Raw genomic sequence first — 21,270 nt, forward strand, 5'->3', positions numbered from 1 at the left:
TGCAGCACACCGCCACCCTCGCCATGATGCGAATGATGCCCCCGCTCCCGGAGGCGCTTCGCTAGCGAAGCCATGTGCGCGCAGGACGCGACGGACCCTCCGGAAACGGAGGGTCCGTTTTTTGTTGCCCGGACCCGGCCACCGAGCCCGCGAGCCGGACCTCGACCTCCACTCCCACCGCACGTCTCCCGACAGAAGGGCGAAGTACCGCCATGACCCTTCCCCCGGTCGTCTCCCTCACCGACTGCTCCGACCCCAACGCCCTCGCCCGCCAGTCCACCAGGATTGCCGCCCTCTTCGGCTCCACACCGACCGTCCTGCCGCTCGGTGGAACGGACCCGGAGGGCGCCGCCGCCCTCACCCTGCTCGACCTGCTCCGCTCCACTGACCTGATCGGCGGCCCGAGCCGCCCGGTCGTGGTGCTCGTCAACATCGCGCCGAGGAACGGGCACTGGCCCAACGGCGTGCCCTTCTGCTCCTTCCGCCACGGCGACCACCTGGTCGTCAGCACCCTGAACCAGCGGGTCCTCGCCCCGCTGGCGGCCTACCTGGAGCTGACGGAGGTGCGGGTCACCGACGTCCGCGAGGTGCTGGAGGCCGCCGCCGGCGACTGGGCCGAGCTGACGCCGGCCGAGATCGAGGAGATGGTACGGACCCAGTTCCGCAGCCTGTGGTACGCGCCCCTGCTGGCCCGCTGGCTGGTGGACGGACACCCCGTCCCCGCCCGGACGTCGGCAGTGCGCCCGCCCGTCGACGACGACGTACGGATCGCCGTCGTCGACAACTTCGGCAACTGCAAGCTGGATCGCCCGGCCGCCGACCTGCCCGGCTACGACACTGCCGGGAGCCTTCTCGTGCGCAATCGACTCGACGGCCGCGACGTCCCGGTGCGCTGTTACGACCGCCTCCCCGACGTCCCGCTCGGCGAACCCGGAATCACCGTCGGGAGCTCCGGGATCGGATTCGCCGAACTGGTAATCCGCGGTGGTTCCGCGGCAGATGTCTTCGGCCTGAACCAAGGCGACCGAGTCTTTCATCTCACTGGCTGACATGTTATCAACGCGTTACCCCGGCGGTGGTCTTCGAGATTGACGCCGGTCTCCGTGAACCGGAATGCTGAAAAGCATGTCCGGAACTCTCCTGCTGGTACGCCGCCGCCACGTGGACCACGTGCGCTGTGCGGCCGATCTGTGTCGCTGAGCGCACAGCACCGGCCCTCCTTTCCCGTACTTTCCCGGACTTCCCTCGAAGGACCTCTGATGTCCCGTACCCGCACATCTCTGGCGTTCTCCGCCGTCACCGTCGTCGCGCTGGCGGCCGTCGGCTGCGCGCCCCAGCCGCAGACCACCTCCGGATCGGCCGGCGCCGAGAAAGCCTCCCCGTGCACGACCGACAGCCCGAGTCTCCATGAGCGCGGCCGGCTCACCATCGCGACCGATTCCCCGGCCTACGAGCCGTGGTTCGACAGCAACACCCCTTCCAACGGAAAGGGTTTCGAAAGCACCGTGGCCTACGCGGTGGCCGAAAAGCTGGGGTTCGAACGCGACCGGGTGAAATGGGTCGTCGAGCCCTTCGCCCATTCCTACGCCCCTGGGAAGAAGTCTTTCGACTTCGACATCAACCAGATCTCCATCACGCCGCAGCGCGCGAAAGCCGTCGATTTCTCCACCAGTTACTACACGGCTAATCAGGCCATCCTGACGCTCGACGGGTCCGCGTTCGCGAAGGCCACGTCCCTGAGCGCCTTCAAGGACGCCGAAATCGGCGTGCAGGTCGCGACGACCAGCTACCAGGCCGTGCTCGACCAGATCAAGCCCTCGAAGCGGCCGAGCGTCTTCAGCACCACCAAGGACGAGGTCACCGCGCTGCGGAACGGTCAGATCGACGCGATCGTCACCGACCTGCCCACGGTCTTCTACCTGGCCGGAGCCGAGCTGGAGAACGGCGAGATCGTCGGCCAGTTCGGCTACGCGGGCGGCACCCCCGAGAAGTTCGGCCTGCTCCTGCCGAAGAACAGCGGGTACACCTCCTGCGTCAACCGGGCCCTCGACGAGCTCAGGGCGGACGGAACACTCGCGAGGCTCACCACGCAGTGGCTCTCCGCCTCGGCGAACGTCCCCGAGCTGAAGCGCTGACGGGCAGACCGTGGACATCGGCAAGACGGCCGCACCGGACCGGCCGGCCACCCCTTCGGACGCGTCCGGGACGCCCGACGCCCTCTACCGGCCCAGCGACCACGAACGGGAGCGGCAGCGGTACCGCCGCTCCCGCAAGCGCCGCCACACCTGGGTCTCCCTCCTGTGCACCCTGCTCGGCCTGACGGCCGTGGGCGCGGCCGCGGTCGCCTCGCCGGGCTGGGAACGCGTCGACAGCCTGTTCTTCGACGGCGCCGAGTTCCGCTCCGCCTTCCCCGACCTCCTCCGGGGCTTCTGGCTCAACATCCAGATGTTCCTCGTCGCCGAGGTGCTGATCCTCGTCCTGGGACTGCTGATCGCCCTGGTACGGGTGACCCGCGCACCGGGTCTCCAGCCGCTGCGGCTCGCCGCCACCGTCTACGTGGACGTCTTCCGCGGCGTACCGACCCTGCTGCTCGTCTTCCTCGTCGGCTTCGGACTGCCGGCGCTGCAGCTCCAGGGCACCCCCTCCGAGCCGTGGATCCTCGGCGTCATCGCCCTGGTCCTCTCCTACACGGCCTACGTCGCCGAGGTGTTCCGGGCGGGACTGGACTCGGTCCACCCCGCGCAGCGGAACGCCGCCCGGGCCCTCGGTCTCAACGAGCGGCAGACCCTGCGGCACGTCGTGCTGCCCCAGGCGGTGCGCAACGTGCTCCCACCCCTGCTGAACGACTTCATCGCCCTGCAGAAGGACACCGCGCTGGTCGCCGTCCTCGGCCCGCTCGAAGCGCTGCGGGCCGCGCAGATCAAGGCGGACTACGACTTCAACTACACCCCGTACCTGGGAGCGGCCCTCTTGTTCATCGCGGTGACCATCCCGCTCACCCGCGTCGCCGACCGGCTCCAGCGTCGGGCCGTGCGGCGCACCCGGGCGGGGGCGGGCCGATGAGCGGACCGCTGCTGCGCATCCGTGGCCTCCGCAAGCAGTACGGGGAGCGACTGGTGCTGCGCTCGATCGACCTGGACGTCGCCGAGCACCAGGTCGTCTGCCTGATCGGCGGTTCGGGCTCGGGCAAGTCGACCCTGCTCCGGTGCGTGGACCTGCTCGAAGTCGTCGACGACGGCACCGTCCACCTGGGGGAGAGCGAACTGACCGATCCCCGGCTGGACCCCGACGTCGCCCGCCGGCGGATCGGCATCGTCTTCCAGGCGTACAACCTGTTCCCGCACCTGAGCGTGCTGGACAACATCACCCTCGCACCCCGCCAGGTCCACGGCGTCCCGCGCGGGAAGGCCGAGGCATCGGCCCGGGAACTCCTGGAACGCCTCGGACTCGCGGACAAGGCGCACGAACATCCCGACCGGCTGTCCGGCGGACAGCAGCAGCGCGTGGCGATCGCCCGCGCCCTGGCCACCGAGCCGGAGCTGTTGCTCTTCGACGAGATCACGTCCGCCCTCGATCCCGAACTGGTCGGCGAGGTCCTGGACGTCGTCGCCGACCTCAAGGGACGCGGCCTGACCATCCTGATGGCCACGCACGAGATGGACTTCGCCCGGCGGGTCGCGGACCGGGTCTGCTTCCTGGAGGGCGGCGTGATCGTGGAACAGGGCACGGCGGAGCAGGTGCTCACCGCTCCGCGGGAGCGGGCCACGCGGCGCTTCCTCGCCCGCGCGCTCGACCGTTCCTGACCCCGTGCCCCCCCGCGGCGCGGACCGCGAAAGCCGGCCCTTCCTCCTCCCGGGGGAGGGGCCGGCTTCTTCGACGAGGGGCGGAGCGCCGGTTCCGGTCCCGCGCCACACGGCTGGTGACCGGCCGGACAGACGCGCCCGATCAACCGGCGAGCGGATCGGAGGGGCGCGTTCTAGTCGAACGGGTCGAGCGTCACGTACGCCTGCTGCGGGTTGCCGTCGTGCACCAGCGACTCGTGCGCGCCGACGTCGTCGAAGGCGAAGCCGTACGCCTTGCCGTCCACCATCCGCTCGTGGATCGCGCGGGAGTAGTGGTTGGTCACCGCGTCCTTGTAGAAGCCGGCCGACGAGGAGTCCGGCTGGTTGGGGTTGGTGAGCAGGGTGGAGCGGTTGTAACCGGCGCAGAGCGTACGGGAGATGGGGCCGCGCACCTGGTCGTTCGGGGCGTCCAGGTGCTTGTAGCAGCCGAAGACGCTGTCCGAGTCGGGCTTCTGGAAGGAGGTGACGACCTGGCCCGACCCGTTGGTGAAGTTCATGACGTTGCCCGAGACCCGCCCGTAGTACTTCACGGAGGGCTGGTTGGCGAAGGGCGTCACGGTCAGGGTCGACGTGGAGTACTTGCTCCAGACCCGGTTGACGTAGTCGTTCATCACCCCGGCCGGCAGCCCGCCGGCCTCGATGCCGTGGCCCGGCGCGAGCGCGCGCAGCACCGTGCCGTCGGAGCGGGTCTGCACGAGGCCGCCCCAGCCGCCGGGCTGGGCGCGCAGCGCGTCGAAGAAGCCCCGGTAGCCGCCGGGCTTGAGGCGGCCCGTGTTCGCGACGGAGCCGTTCGGCCGCTTCACGCCGACCGAGTAGGGCGCCGAGACCATGTCGACCTGGGTGCTGTTGAGCCAGAGGCCCGCGTCGTTGAGGGTGTACTCGGACCAGTTGAAGAGGATGTTCCGGTTGGGGTCGCTCGGGTTCTGGACCGCGGGCTGCACGAGGCCGCCCGTCGCCAGCTTGAAGTTCAGCTTCTGGCCGTAGCTGAAGTAGACGCGGCCCGAGAACTTCGGCATCCGTATCGTCATCGACCGCCCGTTGGCCGGGCCGGCGATGGAGGCGTCGGGCGCGGGGACGGGGACGGAGCCCCCGGCCGGCCAGGGGTGGAAGGTTCCGTTCGCGTCCGCCCAGCCCTGCCGGCCCGTCGAGAGCTCGGTGCCGAGGTTGTAGACGTACACCTGCTCCCCGCGACCGGAGTTGTTCGCGAAGGTGAGCGGGATGGTCGCGGGGACGGCGGCCTCGACGGGGTCGGAGGAGGCGGCGACGGTGATGCCGGTGCCGATCAGCGCGGCGGCCGCCAGAAGGGGGACGAGTCGGACGCGCGTGCGCCTGTGACGTGCGGACACGTGGGGCTCCTCGGAGGTGGGGGGACTCCGTGTGGGGGGAATCCATGGGGGGATCGAGCTCGTGGAAGCACTCTTGAGAGCGCTCTCAAGGATGGGAGCATGGGATGGACCTGTCAATGCCCGCGACGGATCCGACGGCGACCGGCGGGGCGCCTCTCTCTGGCCTCCCGATGAGCGGGCGACAGAATTTGATCGGTTTATTGCATTTCAGGTACGGCCGTCCGTCGCTTTATGCGATCGGAATGACCGGTGAAGGTTGTCCTTTCGGCGACGTCACACGGAGAACCCGAACTGACTATGCTCACCGGTGTGTTGCGACACGCTCACAGCGAGTCATGAACGCCGTGAGCGCGTGGACGGAGTACGGCCGCGAGAAAAAGCGCCCGCCGGCGCGATTTCCCGAGCGACCCCCCGGGTTTCCGCCCGTCGGGTTCTCGTCGGGGCACGCGTACACGTGCCCGAATGAAGTCCGCCTTCGCTCCTTTCGGCGCACCACACCCACGGTCCGCTCATTCCAGACTTCTTAGGGACCCTCCTGATGGTTCGTGCAGGTTCGATTTCCAGAGCCCGGCCGACTCCGGTCGTCCGGGAATGGCTCCTCCCCCCGGGAGTTCTGGCGGGAGCCTCCCTGATCGCACTCCTCCTCTCCCCTGCACAGATACGGACGCCGGTCGCCTGGTGCGGTCTCACCGCGGTGCTCCTGACGGTCCTCACCTCGGCCGGCACCGCGCGCCGGCTGCGCGCGGCGGAGGCGGCCCGCCACAAGCGGGCGGCCGTCGAGGCGGAGAAGTACTACGAGCAGCGCGAGGCCGCCCTGCTCGGACGGCTCGCCGACCAGCGGGCCACCACCGTCTGGCTCGCCGAAGAGCTCCTGCCCGCGGCCGTCGCCCGCCTCAAGAGGGGCGACGCCGCCTCGGACATCCTGCGCGCCGTCGACTTCGGCAGGCACCTCGACAAGGAGTTCAGCGAAGCGCTCAAGGGCGCCCTGCGGACCCTCCTGGAGGCGGTGGAGGCCGAGGAGCACACCCGCGACGCCTCCCAGCGGGCCCTCGTGGCGGTCGCGCGCCGCGTCCAGGCGATCGTGCACCAGCTCACCAAGGACCTGCACGCCATGCAGATCCTCCACGGCAACGACATCGTGGTCTCCCGCGGCCTCCAGGACGTCGACCACCGCAACGCCCTGATCGGCCGCCTCGCGGCCAGCATCGCGGTCCTGGGCGACGCCCGCCCCGGCCGCCAGTGGTCGAAGTCGATCCCGCTCTACGACATCCTGCGCGGAGCCATGTCGCGCATCGTGGACTACCCCCGCGTCAAGCTCCAGGCGGTGGCCGAGGTGGCCGTGGTCGGCCCCGGCGCCGAGCCGCTGATGCACCTGTTCGCCGAACTCCTCGACAACGCGACGTCGTTCTCGCCGCCGCACGCCCCCGTGGAGGTCACCGCCAACGAGGTGCCCTCCGGCGTCGTCGTCGAGATCGAGGACCGGGGCGTCGGCCTCACCGAGGAGGTCAGGCAGCGCGTCGAGCACGTCATGGCGCAGTCGCAGCGGACCATCCAGCTCGCGAGCCTGGGCGAGGTCACCCAGCTCGGCCTGCCCGTGGTCAGCCGCCTCGCCCGCGAGCACGGCTGCGAGGTCCACCTGCGCACCTCCGCCTACGGAGGCGTACGGGCCGTCGTGCTCGTCCCCCGGAACCTGATCACCACGATGCCCCGGCCCGCCGTGCGGCCCAACGACTTCGCCAAGCGGCGCGCGGCCGGCCCGCACCGCACCGTGGGCGGCCCGACCCGGACCGCTCCGGTGCCCACGCCGACGCCCCCGCCCATGCCGTCGCCCGCCCTCGCCGCGGAGACCGCGGAGACCGGCGGGATCAGGAGGGCCCCCAACGGCCTCCCGCAGCGGCGGCGCGAGTCGCCCGTCCCGATCCCGGTCGTGGTGACGGGCCCCACGCCCCCCACCACGCCCGCCTCCTCCCGGCCCTCCCCCCAGCCGGGCCTGATGTGGGAGGCGTTCAACGGCGAGAAGAGAGCGGCCGCCGAACCCACCCCTTCCCCCAACGAGCCTTCGGATGAGGTCGAGTAACATGCAGCCACTGCCCAACATGGACTGGATGCTCACGGAGCTCGTCAACAGCGTTCCGTTCGTACGCCACGTGGTCATCCTCTCGGCGGACGGACTGAGCATCGGGCAGGCGAACACGGCGCCCGACACCGCCGACGCCATCGCCGCCGCCTGCTCCGGCATCCAGAGCCTGGCCCGGGCCATCGCCCAGATGTTCCCGCACGGCGACGGCTCGACGCGGATGGTCGGCATCGAGGCCGACGGAGGCTACTTCTCCCTGATGGCGGCCGGCCCCGGCGCCTACCTCGCGGTCCTCGCCGACCAGGAGGTGGACGCCGGACTGCTCGGCGACCGCATGCGGACGCTGGTGGCCCGGATCGGCCAGCACATGACCAGCCCGCCCCGGCAGGACGTCAGGCAGGCGATGTGACATCGGAGAATCCGGGCCCCTGGAATGAAGGCAACCCCGTTCCGCTCTACGTCATCACCGGCGGCTCCGGTTCCTCGGCCAAGGGCTTCAACCTGGTCACCCTCATCGTGGCACGGGCCGCGCCCGACCCCTCGATGCAGCCCGAGCAGGCGTCCATCCTCACCATGTGCGCCTATCCGCTGTCGGTGGCCGAGCTCTCGGCGTACCTCAGCCTTCCGTTCAGCGTCGTCACCGCCCTGCTCTTCAAACTCGTCGAGAACGAGCGGGTCGAGGCCATCGCGCCCGTACCGGTGGCGACCTATCCCGAACGCGGCCTACTGGAGGCGGTGATCCATGGACTACGCAAGCTCTGACACGCTCGTTCCCGGCCCGCGCGGCGCCGGCATGCCCCTGCCGCACAGCGCCAGGGGCGTCAAGGTCGTCGTCGTCGGCGGCTTCGGCGTCGGCAAGACCACGATGGTCGGGGCGGTGAGCGAGATCCCGCCCCTGACCACCGAGGAGACCATGACGCAGGCGGGCGTCGGGATCGACCACAACCCCGGCGTCGAGGGCAAGAACACCACGACCGTCGCGATGGACTTCGGCCGGATCAGCATCAACCAGGAGCTGGTCCTCTACCTCTTCGGCACCCCTGGGCAGGAGCGCTTCTGGTTCCTCTGGAACGGCATCTTCGAAGGCGCGCTCGGCGCCGTGGTCCTCGTCGACACGCGCAGGATCGAGGTCTGCTTCGAGGTCATCACCCGCCTGGAGGACCGCCGCGTCCCCTTCGTCGTGGCCGTCAACACCTTCCCGGAGGCACCGCAGTACCCCGTGGAGGAGCTGCGCACCGCCCTGGCCCTCGGCGAATCCGTGCCCCTCGTCGCCTGCGACGCACGGGACCGGGCGTCCTGCCGCGACGCCCTGCTTTCGCTGATGGACTACCTGCACACCCTCGTCGCCGCCCAGGAGACCGCATGACCTTCCCACCCGCCGAACACGCCACCGCGCAGGCGGGCCGGGTCCCGCCCCCCGGCTGCCCGGCCCACGCCGCCACCGGAGCCGGCGGAGCGACCCGGCTCTACGGCGAGGCGGCGGCCACGGACCCCATGGGCCTGTACGAGGAACTGCGGGCCGCCCACGGCCCGGTGGCGCCCGTCCTGCTCGACGGCGACGTGCGCGCCTGGCTCGTCCTGGGGTACCTGGAGAACCGCGACGTGGCCAGCCGCCCGACCCAGTTCTCCCGCGACCCCCGCGTCTGGCACGGCTGGCGGACCGGCGAGATCGACCCCGCCACCTCGCCGCTCATGCCGATGATCGGCTGGCGCCCCGACTGCGTCTGCGCGGACGGCGAGGAGCACCAGCGGCTGCGCGGTGCGCTCACCGCCGGCCTCGGCCAGTTCGACCACCGGGGGGTCCGCCGCCACATCATCCGCTTCGCCCACCAGGTGATCGACGGGTTCTGCGAGAAGGGCGAGGCGGAGCTCGTCGGGCAGTTCACCGAGCACCTGCCCATGCTCACCCTCATCCACCTCCTCGGCATGTCCGACGAGGACGCGCCCGAACTCGTGCACGCCGCCCGGGACCTCTTCAAGGCCACCGAGACGTCGCTCGCCAGCAACGCCTTCGTCCTGGAGAGCCTCGAACGGCTCGTCGCCGCCAAGCGCGCCCACCCGGGGCACGACATCGCCTCCGCCCTGATGGCCCACCCCGCCGGCCTCACCGACGAGGAGGTCAAGCACCACCTGCGCCTCATCCTGCTCGCCGGGTACGAGACGACCGCCAACCTCATGTCCAACGTCCTGCGGATGGTCCTCACCGACCCCCGGTTCCGCGGTTCGCTGGCCGGCGGCCAGATGACCCTGCCCGAGGCCGTGGAGCAGGTCCTGTGGGACGAGCCGCCGCTGATGGTGTGCCCGGGCCGCTGGGCCAACAGCGACACCACCCTCGGCGGACAGGAGATCAAGGCGGGGGACATGCTCCTCCTCGGCCTGGCCGCCGGGAACGTCGACCAGGCGATCCGCCCGGACCCCGCGGCCCCCGTCCACCACAACCGGGCGCACCTGTCCTTCAGCGCCGGCACGCACGAGTGCCCCGGCCAGGACATCGGCCGCATCATCGCCGACGCCGGCATCGACATCCTGCTCACCCGGCTGCCCGACGTCGTCCTCTCGGTCCCGGAGGAGAGCCTCACCTGGCGCTCCAGCACCTGGGCCCGGCACCTGACGGCGCTGCCCGTGAGCTTCTCGCCGCGTGCTCCCCGGGTCGACGACGGCCCGGCCCCGCTCCCGGCCCCGCCCGTGCAGAGCGACGGTGTCCCGCCGGTGCCGCCGATGCCGGTGGGCGGGCCCGGGGGCGCGCGCCGGCCCGAGGCCCGTGCCTCGTGGTGGACGCGCGTCAAGCGCCTGCTGCGCGGGCGGTAGGGGCGTCCTCCCGCGTGACGGGGGCGACGGCGGCGGGGTCGGTCCCCGCCGCCGTCATCCCGGGAACGGGACGTCCGGGGCGGAGGTGTAGCGGGGGGCGCCGGTGTACCAGGCGTGGATCCCGGAGAGGAACCCGCAGGCCCCCCGGAGCCAGGCCTCCGACTCGGCCTGCTCGTCCCGGTCCAGACCGGCCCGGCGCACGAGGAGCGGCATCTCGTTCCGCCTCAGGTGCTCGAAGTCCCGCAGCCGCGCGTTCACCAGGTTCAGGGCGGCGGGCACGGCGTCGTGGAGGGCGATCCCGAGGGACGTCCCGACGACCACGACCAGGTTGTTGACGTCGTTCTCCTCGTGGACCTCCCGCTCGTAGGAGGCGATGTCGTTCGCGAGCCCCATGAAGTCCATGAAGGCGTCGAGGAGGGCGCGGACGGTGCGGCTGTGCCGTATCTGCTCGGGTATGCGGGCGCCGGTCGCCAGCTCGACGGAGTAGGGGGCGGTGTGGGCGGCGAAGCTCTCCCGCCGGAACGGCGCGTAGTCGATCAGGTGGGGGACGCGGCCGGTGCGGCTGTTGGCCAGCTCCTCGACGCCCGCGTCGACGTACCGCGCCAGGGCCCGGTTGAAGTCGTGCCGCCAGTGGGCGAGGCCGGGCGGGAAGAGGTGCCGCTGCAGGTCGGCGATGCCCCGCTCGACCGCGTTCACCGGTTCCGGCAGCCGGGCGTCGGGCTCGGGCCGCAGGAAGGCGTGCAGCCGGGCGGTGAAGAGCCGCGCGCCGGGCAGGTCGCCGGTCTGCTTGAAGGCGGCGGCGAAGTAGTCGTCCCACGCCAGGGCCCAGATGTTGAACCGGTGGTTGAGCCGGAGGGCGGGCAGGGAGGCGTCGGGGAGGGTCCAGGCGGTGAGCTGGTCGACGGTCATGGCGTGGAACTTGTCCCGGGACCATATGGGCCGCTGGCCGGGCAGCTCCCCGTGCCCCTCCAGCATCCCCATCTCGCGCGCCCAGGTCTCGCTCTCCTCGTGCAGGTTCGACAGGTACGGGTTCACCCGCAGTGGGTGGGGCATCCAGAGCCGCGGGAGTTCGACGGTGCGCACGGTCATGAGGACCGACCTCCTTCTCTTACGTGACGGCAACCGTCCCCCGGCCGCGAGGCCGGGCGGTGCCCGCCCCACAACCCTCCAAACCTGCCCGTCGTGAACGGCCGGCAATCACCCAGCAGTTGCTGACCACCAATCAGAACAGGTTCGTCTCCGGAACGGAACGATCCGTCCCGTGCACATTCCGCGAACCGGGGGCGAAGCAGGCGTGTGTCCTTTCCCTTACGGGACGTTCTCCGAGGTGACCGGGGCTTTTCCCGCCCGGGCCGGAGGGCGGCGCCCCCGGGCGGTCACCGGGGGCCGGTCCGGGCCGCGCCTCCGGGCCCCGGCCGTCCGGACGGACCGTCCCCCGTCGCCTTCCTCGTACGAAACGGGCCACCGTCCCGAGCGGAATCGCCGCGAGCGGGACCGGGACCTCCCCGTGGCGGCTCGCCGGACTCGCGGCCGGACCCGACGCGCCGGTCACTCCACCGTCCCCCACCACGCCCCCGTCCGTCCCGCCCCCGGGGCCGGGTGGTCGGGCAGGCGGGTGTCCAGGGCGAGGCGGGAGACGATGCGGTAGCGGTCGCCGCGGTAGAGGGAGCGGACGTACTCGACGGGGCGGCCGGTGGTGTCGGAGGTGGTCCGGTCGAAGAGCAGGGCGGGGGAGAGGACCGGGACGTCGAGGAGGGCGGCCTCCTCCTCGCTCAGGACGGTCGGCTCGATGGACTGGACCGCGTGGGCCGTGCGGATGCCGCGCCGCTCGCGCAGATGGGCGTAGAAGCCGCCCTCCATGTCGGCGGCGGTGAGGCCGGGGACCAGGTCGGCGGGGACGTGCAGGTGCTCCAGGGCGATCGGGGCGCCGTCGACGTGCCGGAGGCGGGTCACGTGCACCAGCTCCGCCGCCGGGGAGACCGCCAGCTTCCGGCCGATCCGGGCACCGGCCCGTACCGTGCGCAGGTCGAGCACCGTGCTCGTCCAGTCGCCCCGGCTCCGGGGCGCGCCCGCCGCCCGGTCCTCGGCGACCAGCTCCTGCGTGACCTTGTCGGGCGCGACGAACATCCCCCGTCCATGCTCCCGCACCAGCAGGCCCGTCGCGACCAGTTCGTCGACGGCCGCGCGCAGCGTGGGGCGCGAGACGCCCAGGGCGGCGCAGAGGGTGCGCTCGGAGGGGATGGCGTCGCCGGGGCGGCGCCGGGGCGGCGCCCGTCGATCACGGTCAGCAGGTGCTCCCGTACCCGTTCCCGCTTGAGCTCCATGCCCGCCCCTCCCGCCGTGCCGTCCGCCGCCGGTCAGTATGCATCCCCCTCGGTGGAGGAGGTCACGACGCCGTCGCGGGTGAAGTCGAGGCGGGAGACGATGCGGTACCGGTCGCCCCGGTAGACCGAGTGGACGTACTCGACGGGCCGCCCCTCCGCGTCGAGGGTGAGGCGCTCGATGAGCAGCGCGGGGGAGAGGACGGGCACGTCCAGGAGCGCGGCCTCGTCCTCGCTGACGACGGTCGGCTCGATCGACTGGGTCGCCTCCTTGACCCGGACCCGGTGGTGTTCCCGCAGGTGGTCGTAGAGGTCGCCCGCCTCCAGCTCCTCCGGGGTGAGCGCCGAGCCGACCAGGTCCGCCGGGATGTGCAGGTGCTCGATGGCCATGGGCGAGCCGTCGACGAGGCGGAGGCGGGCGACGTAGAGCAGCCCGGCGGCGGGGGAGAGGCGGAGCCGGCGGCCGATGCGGGCCCCGGCCCGGACCGTGGCGAACTCCAGGACGGTGCTGGACCAGGTGCCCGAGGCGCGGGGGACGGCGAAGGCCGCATCGTCCGGGGCGAGTTGCTGCACGATCTTGGCGGGGGCGACGAACATGCCGCGGCCGTGCTCCCGTACGAGCGCGCCCGTGGCGACGAGCTCGTCGACGGCCGCGCGCAGGGTGGGGCGTGAGACGCCGAGGGCGGCGCAGAGGGTGCGCTCCGACGGGATGGGGTCGCCCGGGCCGCCCGCCTCGATCAGGCCGAGGAGGTGCTCCCGCACCCGCTCCCGCTTCAGCACTCCGCTGGAGGAGCCGTCCTTCATGCCGCTCTCCCTGACATGCCGTTCTCCCTGACTGGTCGGCCGGTTGTGGCTGGTCAACTGGTAAAGCCGATGGTAACCCGACGAGTTGACCTGTGGTCGAGTGAACGGCGCATGTTTTCCAAGGGATTGACGGCCGGAACGGTCCGTGCCACCTTCTGCTCACACACCTGACCACTTGACCAATTGGTCAACCATGCAGCGAGGTGCCTGTGCAGATCCGTCCCCTCAGCAGAACCGTCGCCCTCGCGGTGGCCGTCGCGCTCGCCGCCACCGCCTGCGGCGGCTCCGACGACCCGAAGGCCTCCGGAGGACCGGAGAAGGTCACCGTCTGGATCATGAAGGACAGCGTCACCGACGCCTTCCTCGACCGCTTCCGCACCGGCTTCGAGGCGGAGCACCAGGGCATCGACCTCGACATCCAGATCCAGGAGTGGGACGGCATCGGCGAGAAGGTCACGGCCGCCCTCGCCAGCAAGGACGCCCCGGACGTCATCGAGGTCGGCAACACCCAGGTCGCCCAGTACGCGGCCAGCGGCGGCGTCCGCGACCTCAGCGACAAGGTCGCCGAACTGAACGGCGCCGACTGGCTCCCCGGCCTCGCCGAGCCCGGGAAGGTCGACGGCAAGCAGTACGGCATCCCCTGGTACGGGGCCAGCCGCGTCGTGATCTACCACAAGGACCTCTTCGCCGCGGCCGGCGTCACCCCGCCGAAGACCCAGGACGAATGGCTCGCCGCCACCGAGAAGCTCGACAAGGGCAAGGTCCAGGGCATCTACCTCCCCGGCCAGAACTGGTACACCCTCTCCGGCTTCGTCTGGGAGGCCGGCGGCGACCTCGCCGTCCGGGACGGCGACACGTGGAAGGGCGCGCTCGACACCCCGCAGGCCCTGGCCGGCATGGACTTCTACCGGAAGCTCCAGGCCCTCGGCAAGGGACCCAAGGACGCCGACGAGTCCAAGCCCCCGCAGGCCGAGGTCTTCGCCAAGGGCGACGTCGCCCAGATCATCGCGGTCCCCGGCGGCGCGAAGATCGTCGAGGAGATCAACCCCGCCCTCAAGGGCAAGCTCGCCTTCTTCCCCCTCCCCGGACGCACGGCCGACAAGCCCGGCGCGGTCTTCACCGGCGGCTCCGACTTCATCGTCCCCGAGGCCTCCACCCACCCCGACGCCGCCTACCAGGTGGTCAAGGCGCTGGCGGGCGAGAAGTGGCAGACGGACATGGCCCGGACGATGAGCTACGTCCCCAACCGCACCTCCCTCGCCCGGGTCGTCCAGGACGACGAGGGCACGGCCGTCATGGCCGCCGGCGCCGCACAGGGCCGGGCCACCCCCAACTCCCCGCAGTGGGCGGCCGTCGAGGCCACCAACCCGGTCAAGCAGTACATGACCGCCGTGCTCACCGGCACCGACCCCGCCACCGCGGCGCGCACCGCGTCCGAGAGCATCACCAGGACCCTCGGCTCGTGAGACGCCCCCTCGGGCCCTCCCCCTGGCCCTACCTCCTCGTCGCCCCGACCGTCCTCGGCGGAGCGCTCCTCCTCGGCTACCCCCTCGTCCGCAACCTGCTGATCTCCTTCCAGGAGTACGGCATGGGGGAACTCATCCGCGGCGGCGCCGGGTTCGCGGGGCTCGACAACTACCGGACCGTCCTGGCCGATCCCGTCTTCTGGGAGGTCGTCCGGCGCACCCTCTGGTGGACCCTGGTCAACGTCGTCCTGATCATGGTGATCGCCACCCTGGTCGCCCTGATGATGCAGCGGCTCGGCCGCCGCATGCGGATCCTGGTCACCAGCGGACTCGTCCTCGCCTGGGCCAGCCCGGTCATCGCCACCACGACCGTCTTCCAGTGGCTCTTCGCCTCCCGTCTGGGCGTGGTCAACTGGGTGCTCGTCCGGCTCGGGTTCGAGTCCTTCGAGGGCTACTCGTGGCTGGCCGACGGCCCCGCCGCCTTCACCGTCCTGGTCCTGCTCGTGGTCTGGCAGTCGGTCCCCTTCGCCGCCATCACCCTGCACTCGGCGCTCCTGACCGTCCCCGCCGAGCTGTACGAGTCGGCCCGGCTCGACGGGGCCGGCGCCGGGCGGATCTTCCGCTCGGTCACCCTGCCCCTCCTGCGGCCGATCTTCGGCCTGGTCCTCTGCCTCGAAGTCATCTGGGTCTTCCGCTGCTTCGCCCAGATCTGGGCCGTCACCAAGGGCGGCCCCGGCGAGGCGACGACCACCCTGCCGGTCTACGCCTACCGGGTGGCCCAGTCCCTGCACCGCTATGACCTCGGGGCGGCCGTCTCCACCCTCACCGTCCTCATCCTCGTGGCCGTCCTGATCGCCTACTTCCGCCAACTGCTCCGACAGGAGGCCGACCGGTGACCCCCGCACGCCCCGCCCCGACGGAACCCCGGCCGACGGCCCCCGCACGCCCCCGCCCCGGCGGGACGCCGACCGGCGGCCCCGCACGCCCCGCCCCGCCGCGAGACCGCCGGGCCACCCCCCGCGCCCTGCGGCGGCTCCCCCTGAACACCGCCGCCGTGATCGTCTTCCTGCTCGCCGTCTTCCCGGTGTACTGGATGGTCCTCACCGCCTTCCGGCCCACCCGCGACATCCAGTCCGAGACCCCCGGCTTCCTGCCCGTCTCCGTCACCCTGGAGCACTTCGAGCACGCCGTCGCGGCGGACGGCTTCTGGACCTTCTGGGGCAACAGCCTGCTCGTGACCGCCGGTTGCGTCCTGCTCGCCCTCGTCGTGGCCCTCGCCGCCGCCTTCGCCGTCGCCCGGATGCGCTGGCGCGGCCGGCGCGCCTTCCTCCTCATGGTGTTCATCGCCCAGATGGCGCCCTGGGAGGCGCTGCTCATCCCGATGTACGTCATCGCCCGGGACGCCGGCCTGCTCGACCGGCTGGTGACCCTCAGCCTGATCTACTTCATGATCACCCTGCCCTTCACCGTCGTCACCCTCCGCTCCTTCCTGGCCGGCGTCCCGGCCGAACTGGAGGAGGCCGCGCAGGTCGACGGCTGCACCCGGGCCGCCGCCTTCCGCCGGGTCACCCTCCCGCTGCTCGCGCCCGGCCTCCTCGCGACCTCGCTCTTCGGATTCATCACCGCCTGGAACGAGTTCGCCTTCGCCAACATGCTGATCATCAAGGACCAGGACGACCGCACCCTGCCCGTCTGGCTCTCGTCCTTCTCCAACGTCTTCGGCACCGACTGGGGCGCCACCATGGCCGCCTCCACGCTCTTCGCCCTGCCCGTCCTCGTCCTCTTCCTGGTCCTGCAGGGCCGGGTCGCCGCCGGAATGACCGGCGGAGCCGTGAAGGGATAACGCCCCGCGATGCCCCTGCCCCGCCTCGTCCCCGACCCCACCCACCTCTCGCCGCTGCCCGGCCGGTTCACCTTCGACGCCGCGACCGCCCTCAAGGTCACCCCCGGCGCCGAGGGCGCCGCCCGGCTGCTGCGCACCCTGCTCGGCCCGGCCACCGGCCTGCCGCTGCCCGCCCGCCCGGACGGCTCCGTCGTCCTCGCCCTCGACCCGGCCCTCACCGGCCTCGGCGAGGAGGGCTACGGCCTCACCGTCGGCACCGCGGGCGTCCTGCTCCGGGCCGCCCGCCCCGCGGGTCTCCTCGCCGGCGTCCAGACGCTCCGCCAGCTCCTGCCCGTCGACGCGCTCGCCGACGAGCCCGTCGCCGGCGTCGCCTGGACCGTCCCCTGCGTGCAGATCACCGACACCCCCCGCTTCCCCTGGCGCGGCTCCATGCTCGACGTCGCCCGCCGCTTCCGCCCCGTCTCCTACCTGCGCCGGTACGTCGACCTCCTCGCCCTCCACAAGCTCAACGTCCTCCACCTCCACCTCACCGACGACCAGGGCTGGCGCATGCCGGTCCCCGCCCTGCCCCGCCTCACCGAGGTCGGCGGAACGCCCCACGGCGGCGCCTACACCCGCGCCGAACTCACCGGACTCGTCGCCTACGCGGCGGAGCGCGGCATCACCGTCGTGCCCGAGATCGAGATGCCCGGCCACGTCCGCGCCGCCCTCGCCGCCTATCCCGAGCTGGGCAACACCCCGGGCCGCTCCTACGACGTGTGGGACCGCTGGGGCGTGTGCGACACCATCCTCGGCGTCCACGACACGGCCCTCGACTTCTGCCGCACGGTCCTGGACGAGGTGATGGACGTCTTCCCCTCCCCGTACGTCCACATCGGCGGCGAGGAGTGCCCCACCACCGAGTGGCACACGTCCCCGGACGCGCTCCGGCGGGTCGCCGAGGAGGGCCTCCCCGGGCCCGACGCCCTGCACGGCTGGTTCATGGAGCGGATCGGTGACCACCTCCTGCGGGCCGGCCGCCGGCCGCTGAGCTGGACCGAGAACGGCGCCGACCTCCCGGAGTACTTCACCGTCATGCCCTGGCGCGACTCCGACCACGGCCGCACCGCCGTCCGCCGCGGCCACGAGGTGGTCATGGCGCCCCACCGCACCACCTACCTCGACTACCCCCAGTCCACCAGCCCCGCCGAACCGCCCGGCCAGGCCGGCGAGGTCGTCGACCTGCGCACCGTCCACGGCAACGACCCGGCCCCGGCCGACTGGAGCCCCGAGGAGGCCGCCCGGGTCCTCGGCTCCCAGGTCCAGCTGTGGACCGAGTACGTCCCCACCGCCGCGCACGCCGAATACCTCACCTTCCCCCGGCTCTGCGCCCTCGCGGAGGTCGTCTGGACCGGCCGCCACGACTGGCCCGGCTTCCAGGAGCGCCTGCGCCACCACAGGACCCGGCTCGACGCCCTCGGGGTGCCGCGCCGTCTCTCCACCACCGCAACCCCCGTCCCCCGTCCCTGACACCTCCGAGGAGAGGAACCCCCATGAGCGACCAGACCAGGACGCGCACCCTGCGCCTCCGTGCCGCGCTCGCCGTCGCCGCGGTGACCGGGCTCGGCGCCACCGCCCTCACCGCCCTCCCGGCCGCCGCCGCCGGCGAGGCCGTCGCCGTCCAGTACCGTCAGAGCGCCACCGGCAGCGACCAGGTCGAGCCCTGGCTCAAGGTGGTCAACACCGGCACGACCGGCGTGCCGCTGAGCCAGGTCAAGGTGCGCTACTACTTCAAGGCCGACGCGGGAGCCTCGTACACCTACGCCTGCTCCTGGGCCGTGAAGGGCTGCGCCAACATCACCGGCACCTTCGGCACCCTGGCCAACCCGACCGCGACCGCCGACCGCTACCTGGAGGTCGGCTTCACCGCCGGGGCCGGCACCCTCGCCCCCGGCGCGGACACCGGCGACATGCAACTGCGCTTCCACCGCTCCAACTGGCAGCCGCTGAACCAGAGCGACGACTACTCCTTCGGCCCGGCGCAGACCGCGTACGCCAACTGGACCAAGGTCACCGCGACCGTCGGCGGCGTCCCGGTCTGGGGCACCGCCCCGGCCGGCAACAACCCCACCCCGACGCCCACGCCCACCGACCCGACCACCCCGCCGCCCACCGGCGCCGCGCTCTTCGACGACTTCAACTACACCGGGCACACCGACCCGGCGATCGACTCGCACGGCTGGAGCGTCCGCTCCAACTCCGGCGGCCCCGGCGTGCCCGGCGCCACCTGGGCCCCCGAGAACGTCACCTTCGCCAAGGAGGGCACCAACTCGATCATGAACCTGCGGTCCTCCACCGCGGGCACGGGCGAGTCGACCAGGCACACCGAGGTCCTCACCAAGGCGACGAAGTTCAAGAACGGCACCTACGCGGCCCGGGTCCGCTTCTCCGACGCCCCGCTGTCGGGCCCCGACGGCGACCGGGTCGTCCAGACCTTCTTCACCATCAACGACCTCAAGGCCCCGATGGCCGACGACTACGCCGAGTACGACTTCGAGTACCTGCCCAACGGCGGCTGGGGCGAGCCCGCCAACATCCTCTACACCACCTCGTGGGAGACCTACCGGCCCGACCCCTGGGAGGCCGTCAACCAGCACTCCGAGTCCCGGACCAGCTACGCCGGCTGGCACGACCTCGTCCTGACCGTCGACGACAACAGCATCGTGTACTACGTCGACGGCCAGGAGTTCGGCCGGCACGACGCCCGCTACCTGCCCGAGCGCCCGATGTCGATCAACTTCAACCAGTGGCTGATCGACCTGGCCGGCCAGACCTCGACGACGCCGCGCTCCTACGACCAGAAGGTCGACTACGTCCTGCACGTCAAGGACCAGGTCCTGACCCCGGCGCAGGTGGCCGCCAAGGTCGCCGCCTACCGCTCGGCGGGCACCGCCTTCGTGGACACCGTCCCGGCCTCGTAACCGGCACGGACCCCGTCCCCGCCCCGCCGCACGCGCGTGCGGCGGGGCGGGGACGTCCCTCACCCGTACGGCCCCTTCCGCCTCGCCCGGCCCACCGCCCCGGGCGAGGGTCGACACCAGGGCCGCGCCCGCCCACCGCCCGCGTCGCGTCCGTCCACCGAAACCGGAGGTCAGCCCGTGCCGGCATCGAAGCGCTCCAAGGTCCACCTGGTCGGCGGCGGCATCGCCTCGCTCGCCGCGGCCGTCTTCCTCGTCCGGGACGCGGGCGTACCCGGCGAGAACGTGCGCGTCCTGGAGCAGCTGCCGGTCGCGGGCGGCTCGCTGGACGGCGTCCCCGCCCCGACGCGCGAGGGCGGACACGTCACCCGGGGCGGCCCGATGTTCGACGACGAGCACTCCGTGTGCCTGTGGAACCTCCTGGAGACGATCCCGGCCCTGGACGACCCGGCGGTCTCCGTACGGCAGGAGATGCGCGCCTTCGACACCGAGCACCCCGCGCACGCCAGGGCCCGGATCGTCAACGGCGACCGCACGATCGCCGACGCCTCGGAACTCGGCCTGGACGCCCGCGACCGCGCCGACATGACCCGGCTGCTCGCCCTGCCCGAGCGGCTGATCGGGGCCCGGCGCGTCGACGACTTCTTCCGGCCGCACTTCTTCACCACCCACTTCTGGTGCATGTGGCGCACGACCTTCGCCTTCCAGACCTGGCACTCGGCCGTCGAGCTCAAGCGCCACCTCCTCGCCTTCGTCCAGGAGTTCGCCCGCCTTCACACCCTGTCCGGGATCCGGCGCGGCAGGTACAACCAGTACGACTCCGTCGTCCGCCCGATCCAGGAGTGGCTCACCGCCCGGGGCGTGCGCACCGACTTCGGGACCACCGTCGCCGACGCCGACTTCTCCGGTCCCGCCGCCCGCCGCCTCTCCCGCCTGCACCTGCGGCGGAACGGCGCCGAGGCCGGGACGATCGAGCTGGGCGAGGACGACTACGCCTTCCTGACCCTCGGCTCGGCGACCGCCGACACCACCTACGGCGACAGCACCACCGTCCCCGAACTGGTCCGCGACCGACGGGACGGCTCCTGGCGCCTGTGGGAGTCGGTCGCCAGGAACGCCCCGGACTTCGGGCGCCCCCACGCCTTCTGCGGCAACATCGACGAGACCAAGCGGGAGTCCTTCACCCTCACCACGACCGGCAGCCTCCTCCTGGACCGCATCCAGAAGTACACCGGCAACGTCCCCGGCGAGGGCGCCCTGACGACCTGGAAGGACTCCCGCTGGCTCCTCTCGGTCGCGGTGCCGCCCCAGCCCCACTTCCGCGACCAGGAGGAGGACACGTACACGCTGTGGGGGTACGCGCTGTTCGGCGACGTCCCCGGCGACCACGTGCCGAAGCCGATGGACGACTGCACCGGCGCCGAGATCCTCGACGAACTCCTCGGCCACCTCGGCTTCGACGACATCGCCGACGAGGTGCGGGGGACCACCCGGATCACCACCGCCCAGATGCCCTACGCCACCGCGCAGTTCCAGCGCCGGAGCCCCTCCGACCGCCCCCTCGTCGTCCCGGACGGGGCCCGGAACTTCGCCTTCCTCGGCCAGTTCGTCGAGATCCCCGAGGACGTCGTCTCCACCGCCGAGTACGCGGTCCGCTCCGCCATGACCGCCGTCCACCACCACTTCGACGTCGACCGGGAGGTCCCGCCGATGTACCACGGCCTCTCCGACCCCGAGGTCGCCTGGACCGCGCTGCGCACCGCCCTGGCCTGACACGAGCGCCCCGGCCCGACACGACCGCCCCGG

General features: G+C 72.0%; 18 protein-coding genes and 1 pseudogene. 15 read left to right on the forward strand and 4 right to left on the reverse strand.

Annotated features, from left to right (window positions below):
* Window positions 1–212: 212 nt before the first annotated feature.
* The 4 genes from AB0398_RS06830 to AB0398_RS06845 all read left to right on the forward strand — a co-directional run bounded on the left by AB0398_RS06830 (window position 213) and on the right by AB0398_RS06845 (window position 3,803).
* Entirely contained in the window at window positions 213–1,049 is an 837-nt protein-coding gene (locus AB0398_RS06830) for an SAM hydroxide adenosyltransferase (protein ID WP_366372787.1), read from the forward strand.
* A 210-nt stretch (window positions 1,050–1,259) separates the two neighbouring features.
* Window positions 1,260–2,135 carry an ABC transporter substrate-binding protein gene (locus AB0398_RS06835; protein WP_366372788.1) on the forward strand — a complete coding sequence of 292 codons (876 nt, stop codon included), beginning with the start codon at window positions 1,260–1,262 and terminating at the stop codon, window positions 2,133–2,135.
* Between the two features lie 10 nt (window positions 2,136–2,145).
* The gene (locus AB0398_RS06840; protein WP_366372789.1) at window positions 2,146–3,063 is read left to right on the forward strand and encodes an amino acid ABC transporter permease; all 918 of its coding nucleotides are present in this window, start codon (window positions 2,146–2,148) and stop codon (window positions 3,061–3,063) included.
* Window positions 3,060–3,803: an amino acid ABC transporter ATP-binding protein gene (locus AB0398_RS06845; protein WP_366372790.1), complete on the forward strand. Its 744-nt coding sequence runs from the start codon at window positions 3,060–3,062 to the stop codon at window positions 3,801–3,803. The genes AB0398_RS06840 and AB0398_RS06845 overlap by 4 nt, the downstream gene beginning before the upstream one ends.
* A gap of 173 nt (window positions 3,804–3,976) precedes the next feature.
* On the opposite strand, the gene AB0398_RS06850 is transcribed toward AB0398_RS06845, so the two are convergent.
* Window positions 3,977–5,128, reverse strand: a complete 1,152-nt coding sequence (locus AB0398_RS06850) for a glycoside hydrolase family 64 protein (RefSeq protein ID WP_366373016.1) — start codon at window positions 5,126–5,128, stop codon at window positions 3,977–3,979.
* Window positions 5,129–5,882: 754 nt separating this feature from the next.
* Here AB0398_RS06850 and AB0398_RS06855 point away from each other — a divergent pair.
* From AB0398_RS06855 to AB0398_RS06875, 5 genes are read left to right on the forward strand one after another with little or no spacing between them, the layout of a single operon-like run.
* Window positions 5,883–7,265, forward strand: coding sequence for an ATP-binding protein (locus AB0398_RS06855; protein ID WP_366372791.1), 1,383 nt, complete (start codon window positions 5,883–5,885; stop codon window positions 7,263–7,265).
* A 1-nt stretch (window position 7,266) separates the two neighbouring features.
* The gene (locus AB0398_RS06860; RefSeq protein ID WP_260607026.1) at window positions 7,267–7,674 is read left to right on the forward strand and encodes a roadblock/LC7 domain-containing protein; all 408 of its coding nucleotides are present in this window, start codon (window positions 7,267–7,269) and stop codon (window positions 7,672–7,674) included.
* Entirely contained in the window at window positions 7,671–8,027 is a 357-nt protein-coding gene (locus tag AB0398_RS06865) for a DUF742 domain-containing protein (protein ID WP_366372792.1), read from the forward strand. Before AB0398_RS06860 ends, AB0398_RS06865 begins: the two co-directional genes overlap by 4 nt.
* A complete protein-coding gene (locus AB0398_RS06870) occupies window positions 8,008–8,631 on the forward strand; it encodes an ATP/GTP-binding protein (RefSeq protein ID WP_366372793.1) in 624 nt (207 codons plus the stop codon). Before AB0398_RS06865 ends, AB0398_RS06870 begins: the two co-directional genes overlap by 20 nt.
* Entirely contained in the window at window positions 8,628–10,073 is a 1,446-nt protein-coding gene (locus AB0398_RS06875; RefSeq protein WP_366372794.1) for a cytochrome P450, read from the forward strand. Before AB0398_RS06870 ends, AB0398_RS06875 begins: the two co-directional genes overlap by 4 nt.
* Before the next feature lie 54 nt (window positions 10,074–10,127).
* Here the strand turns inward: AB0398_RS06875 and AB0398_RS06880 are convergent, their stop codons facing one another.
* From AB0398_RS06880 to AB0398_RS06890, 3 genes and pseudogenes are all read right to left on the reverse strand, one after another.
* A complete protein-coding gene (locus AB0398_RS06880; protein ID WP_366372795.1) occupies window positions 10,128–11,162 on the reverse strand; it encodes a hypothetical protein in 1,035 nt (344 codons plus the stop codon).
* 459 nt (window positions 11,163–11,621) lie between these two features.
* Window positions 11,622–12,397: pseudogene (locus AB0398_RS06885) on the reverse strand (GntR family transcriptional regulator).
* Between the two features lie 33 nt (window positions 12,398–12,430).
* Window positions 12,431–13,198: a GntR family transcriptional regulator gene (locus tag AB0398_RS06890; RefSeq protein WP_366372796.1), complete on the reverse strand. Its 768-nt coding sequence runs from the start codon at window positions 13,196–13,198 to the stop codon at window positions 12,431–12,433.
* 209 nt (window positions 13,199–13,407) lie between these two features.
* Here AB0398_RS06890 and AB0398_RS06895 point away from each other — a divergent pair, with 209 nt between their 5' ends.
* The 6 genes from AB0398_RS06895 to AB0398_RS06920 all read left to right on the forward strand — a co-directional run bounded on the left by AB0398_RS06895 (window position 13,408) and on the right by AB0398_RS06920 (window position 21,237).
* Window positions 13,408–14,664, forward strand: coding sequence for an extracellular solute-binding protein (locus tag AB0398_RS06895; RefSeq protein ID WP_366373017.1), 1,257 nt, complete (start codon window positions 13,408–13,410; stop codon window positions 14,662–14,664).
* Entirely contained in the window at window positions 14,661–15,560 is a 900-nt protein-coding gene (locus AB0398_RS06900; RefSeq protein WP_366372797.1) for a sugar ABC transporter permease, read from the forward strand. Before AB0398_RS06895 ends, AB0398_RS06900 begins: the two co-directional genes overlap by 4 nt.
* Window positions 15,561–15,757: 197 nt before the next feature.
* Window positions 15,758–16,507 (forward strand): carbohydrate ABC transporter permease, encoded by a 750-nt coding sequence (locus tag AB0398_RS06905; RefSeq protein WP_366373018.1) that lies wholly within the window; start codon window positions 15,758–15,760, stop codon window positions 16,505–16,507.
* 9 nt (window positions 16,508–16,516) lie between these two features.
* Window positions 16,517–18,016, forward strand: a complete 1,500-nt coding sequence (locus AB0398_RS06910) for a beta-N-acetylhexosaminidase (RefSeq protein WP_366372798.1) — start codon at window positions 16,517–16,519, stop codon at window positions 18,014–18,016.
* Between the two features lie 23 nt (window positions 18,017–18,039).
* Entirely contained in the window at window positions 18,040–19,467 is a 1,428-nt protein-coding gene (locus AB0398_RS06915; protein WP_366372799.1) for a cellulose binding domain-containing protein, read from the forward strand.
* A 177-nt stretch (window positions 19,468–19,644) separates the two neighbouring features.
* Window positions 19,645–21,237 (forward strand): oleate hydratase, encoded by a 1,593-nt coding sequence (locus AB0398_RS06920; RefSeq protein WP_366372800.1) that lies wholly within the window; start codon window positions 19,645–19,647, stop codon window positions 21,235–21,237.
* Window positions 21,238–21,270: the final 33 nt, after the last annotated feature.

Source organism: Streptomyces sp. NPDC086147 (assembly GCF_040702165.1).
Lineage (GTDB): Bacteria > Actinomycetota > Actinomycetes > Streptomycetales > Streptomycetaceae > Streptomyces.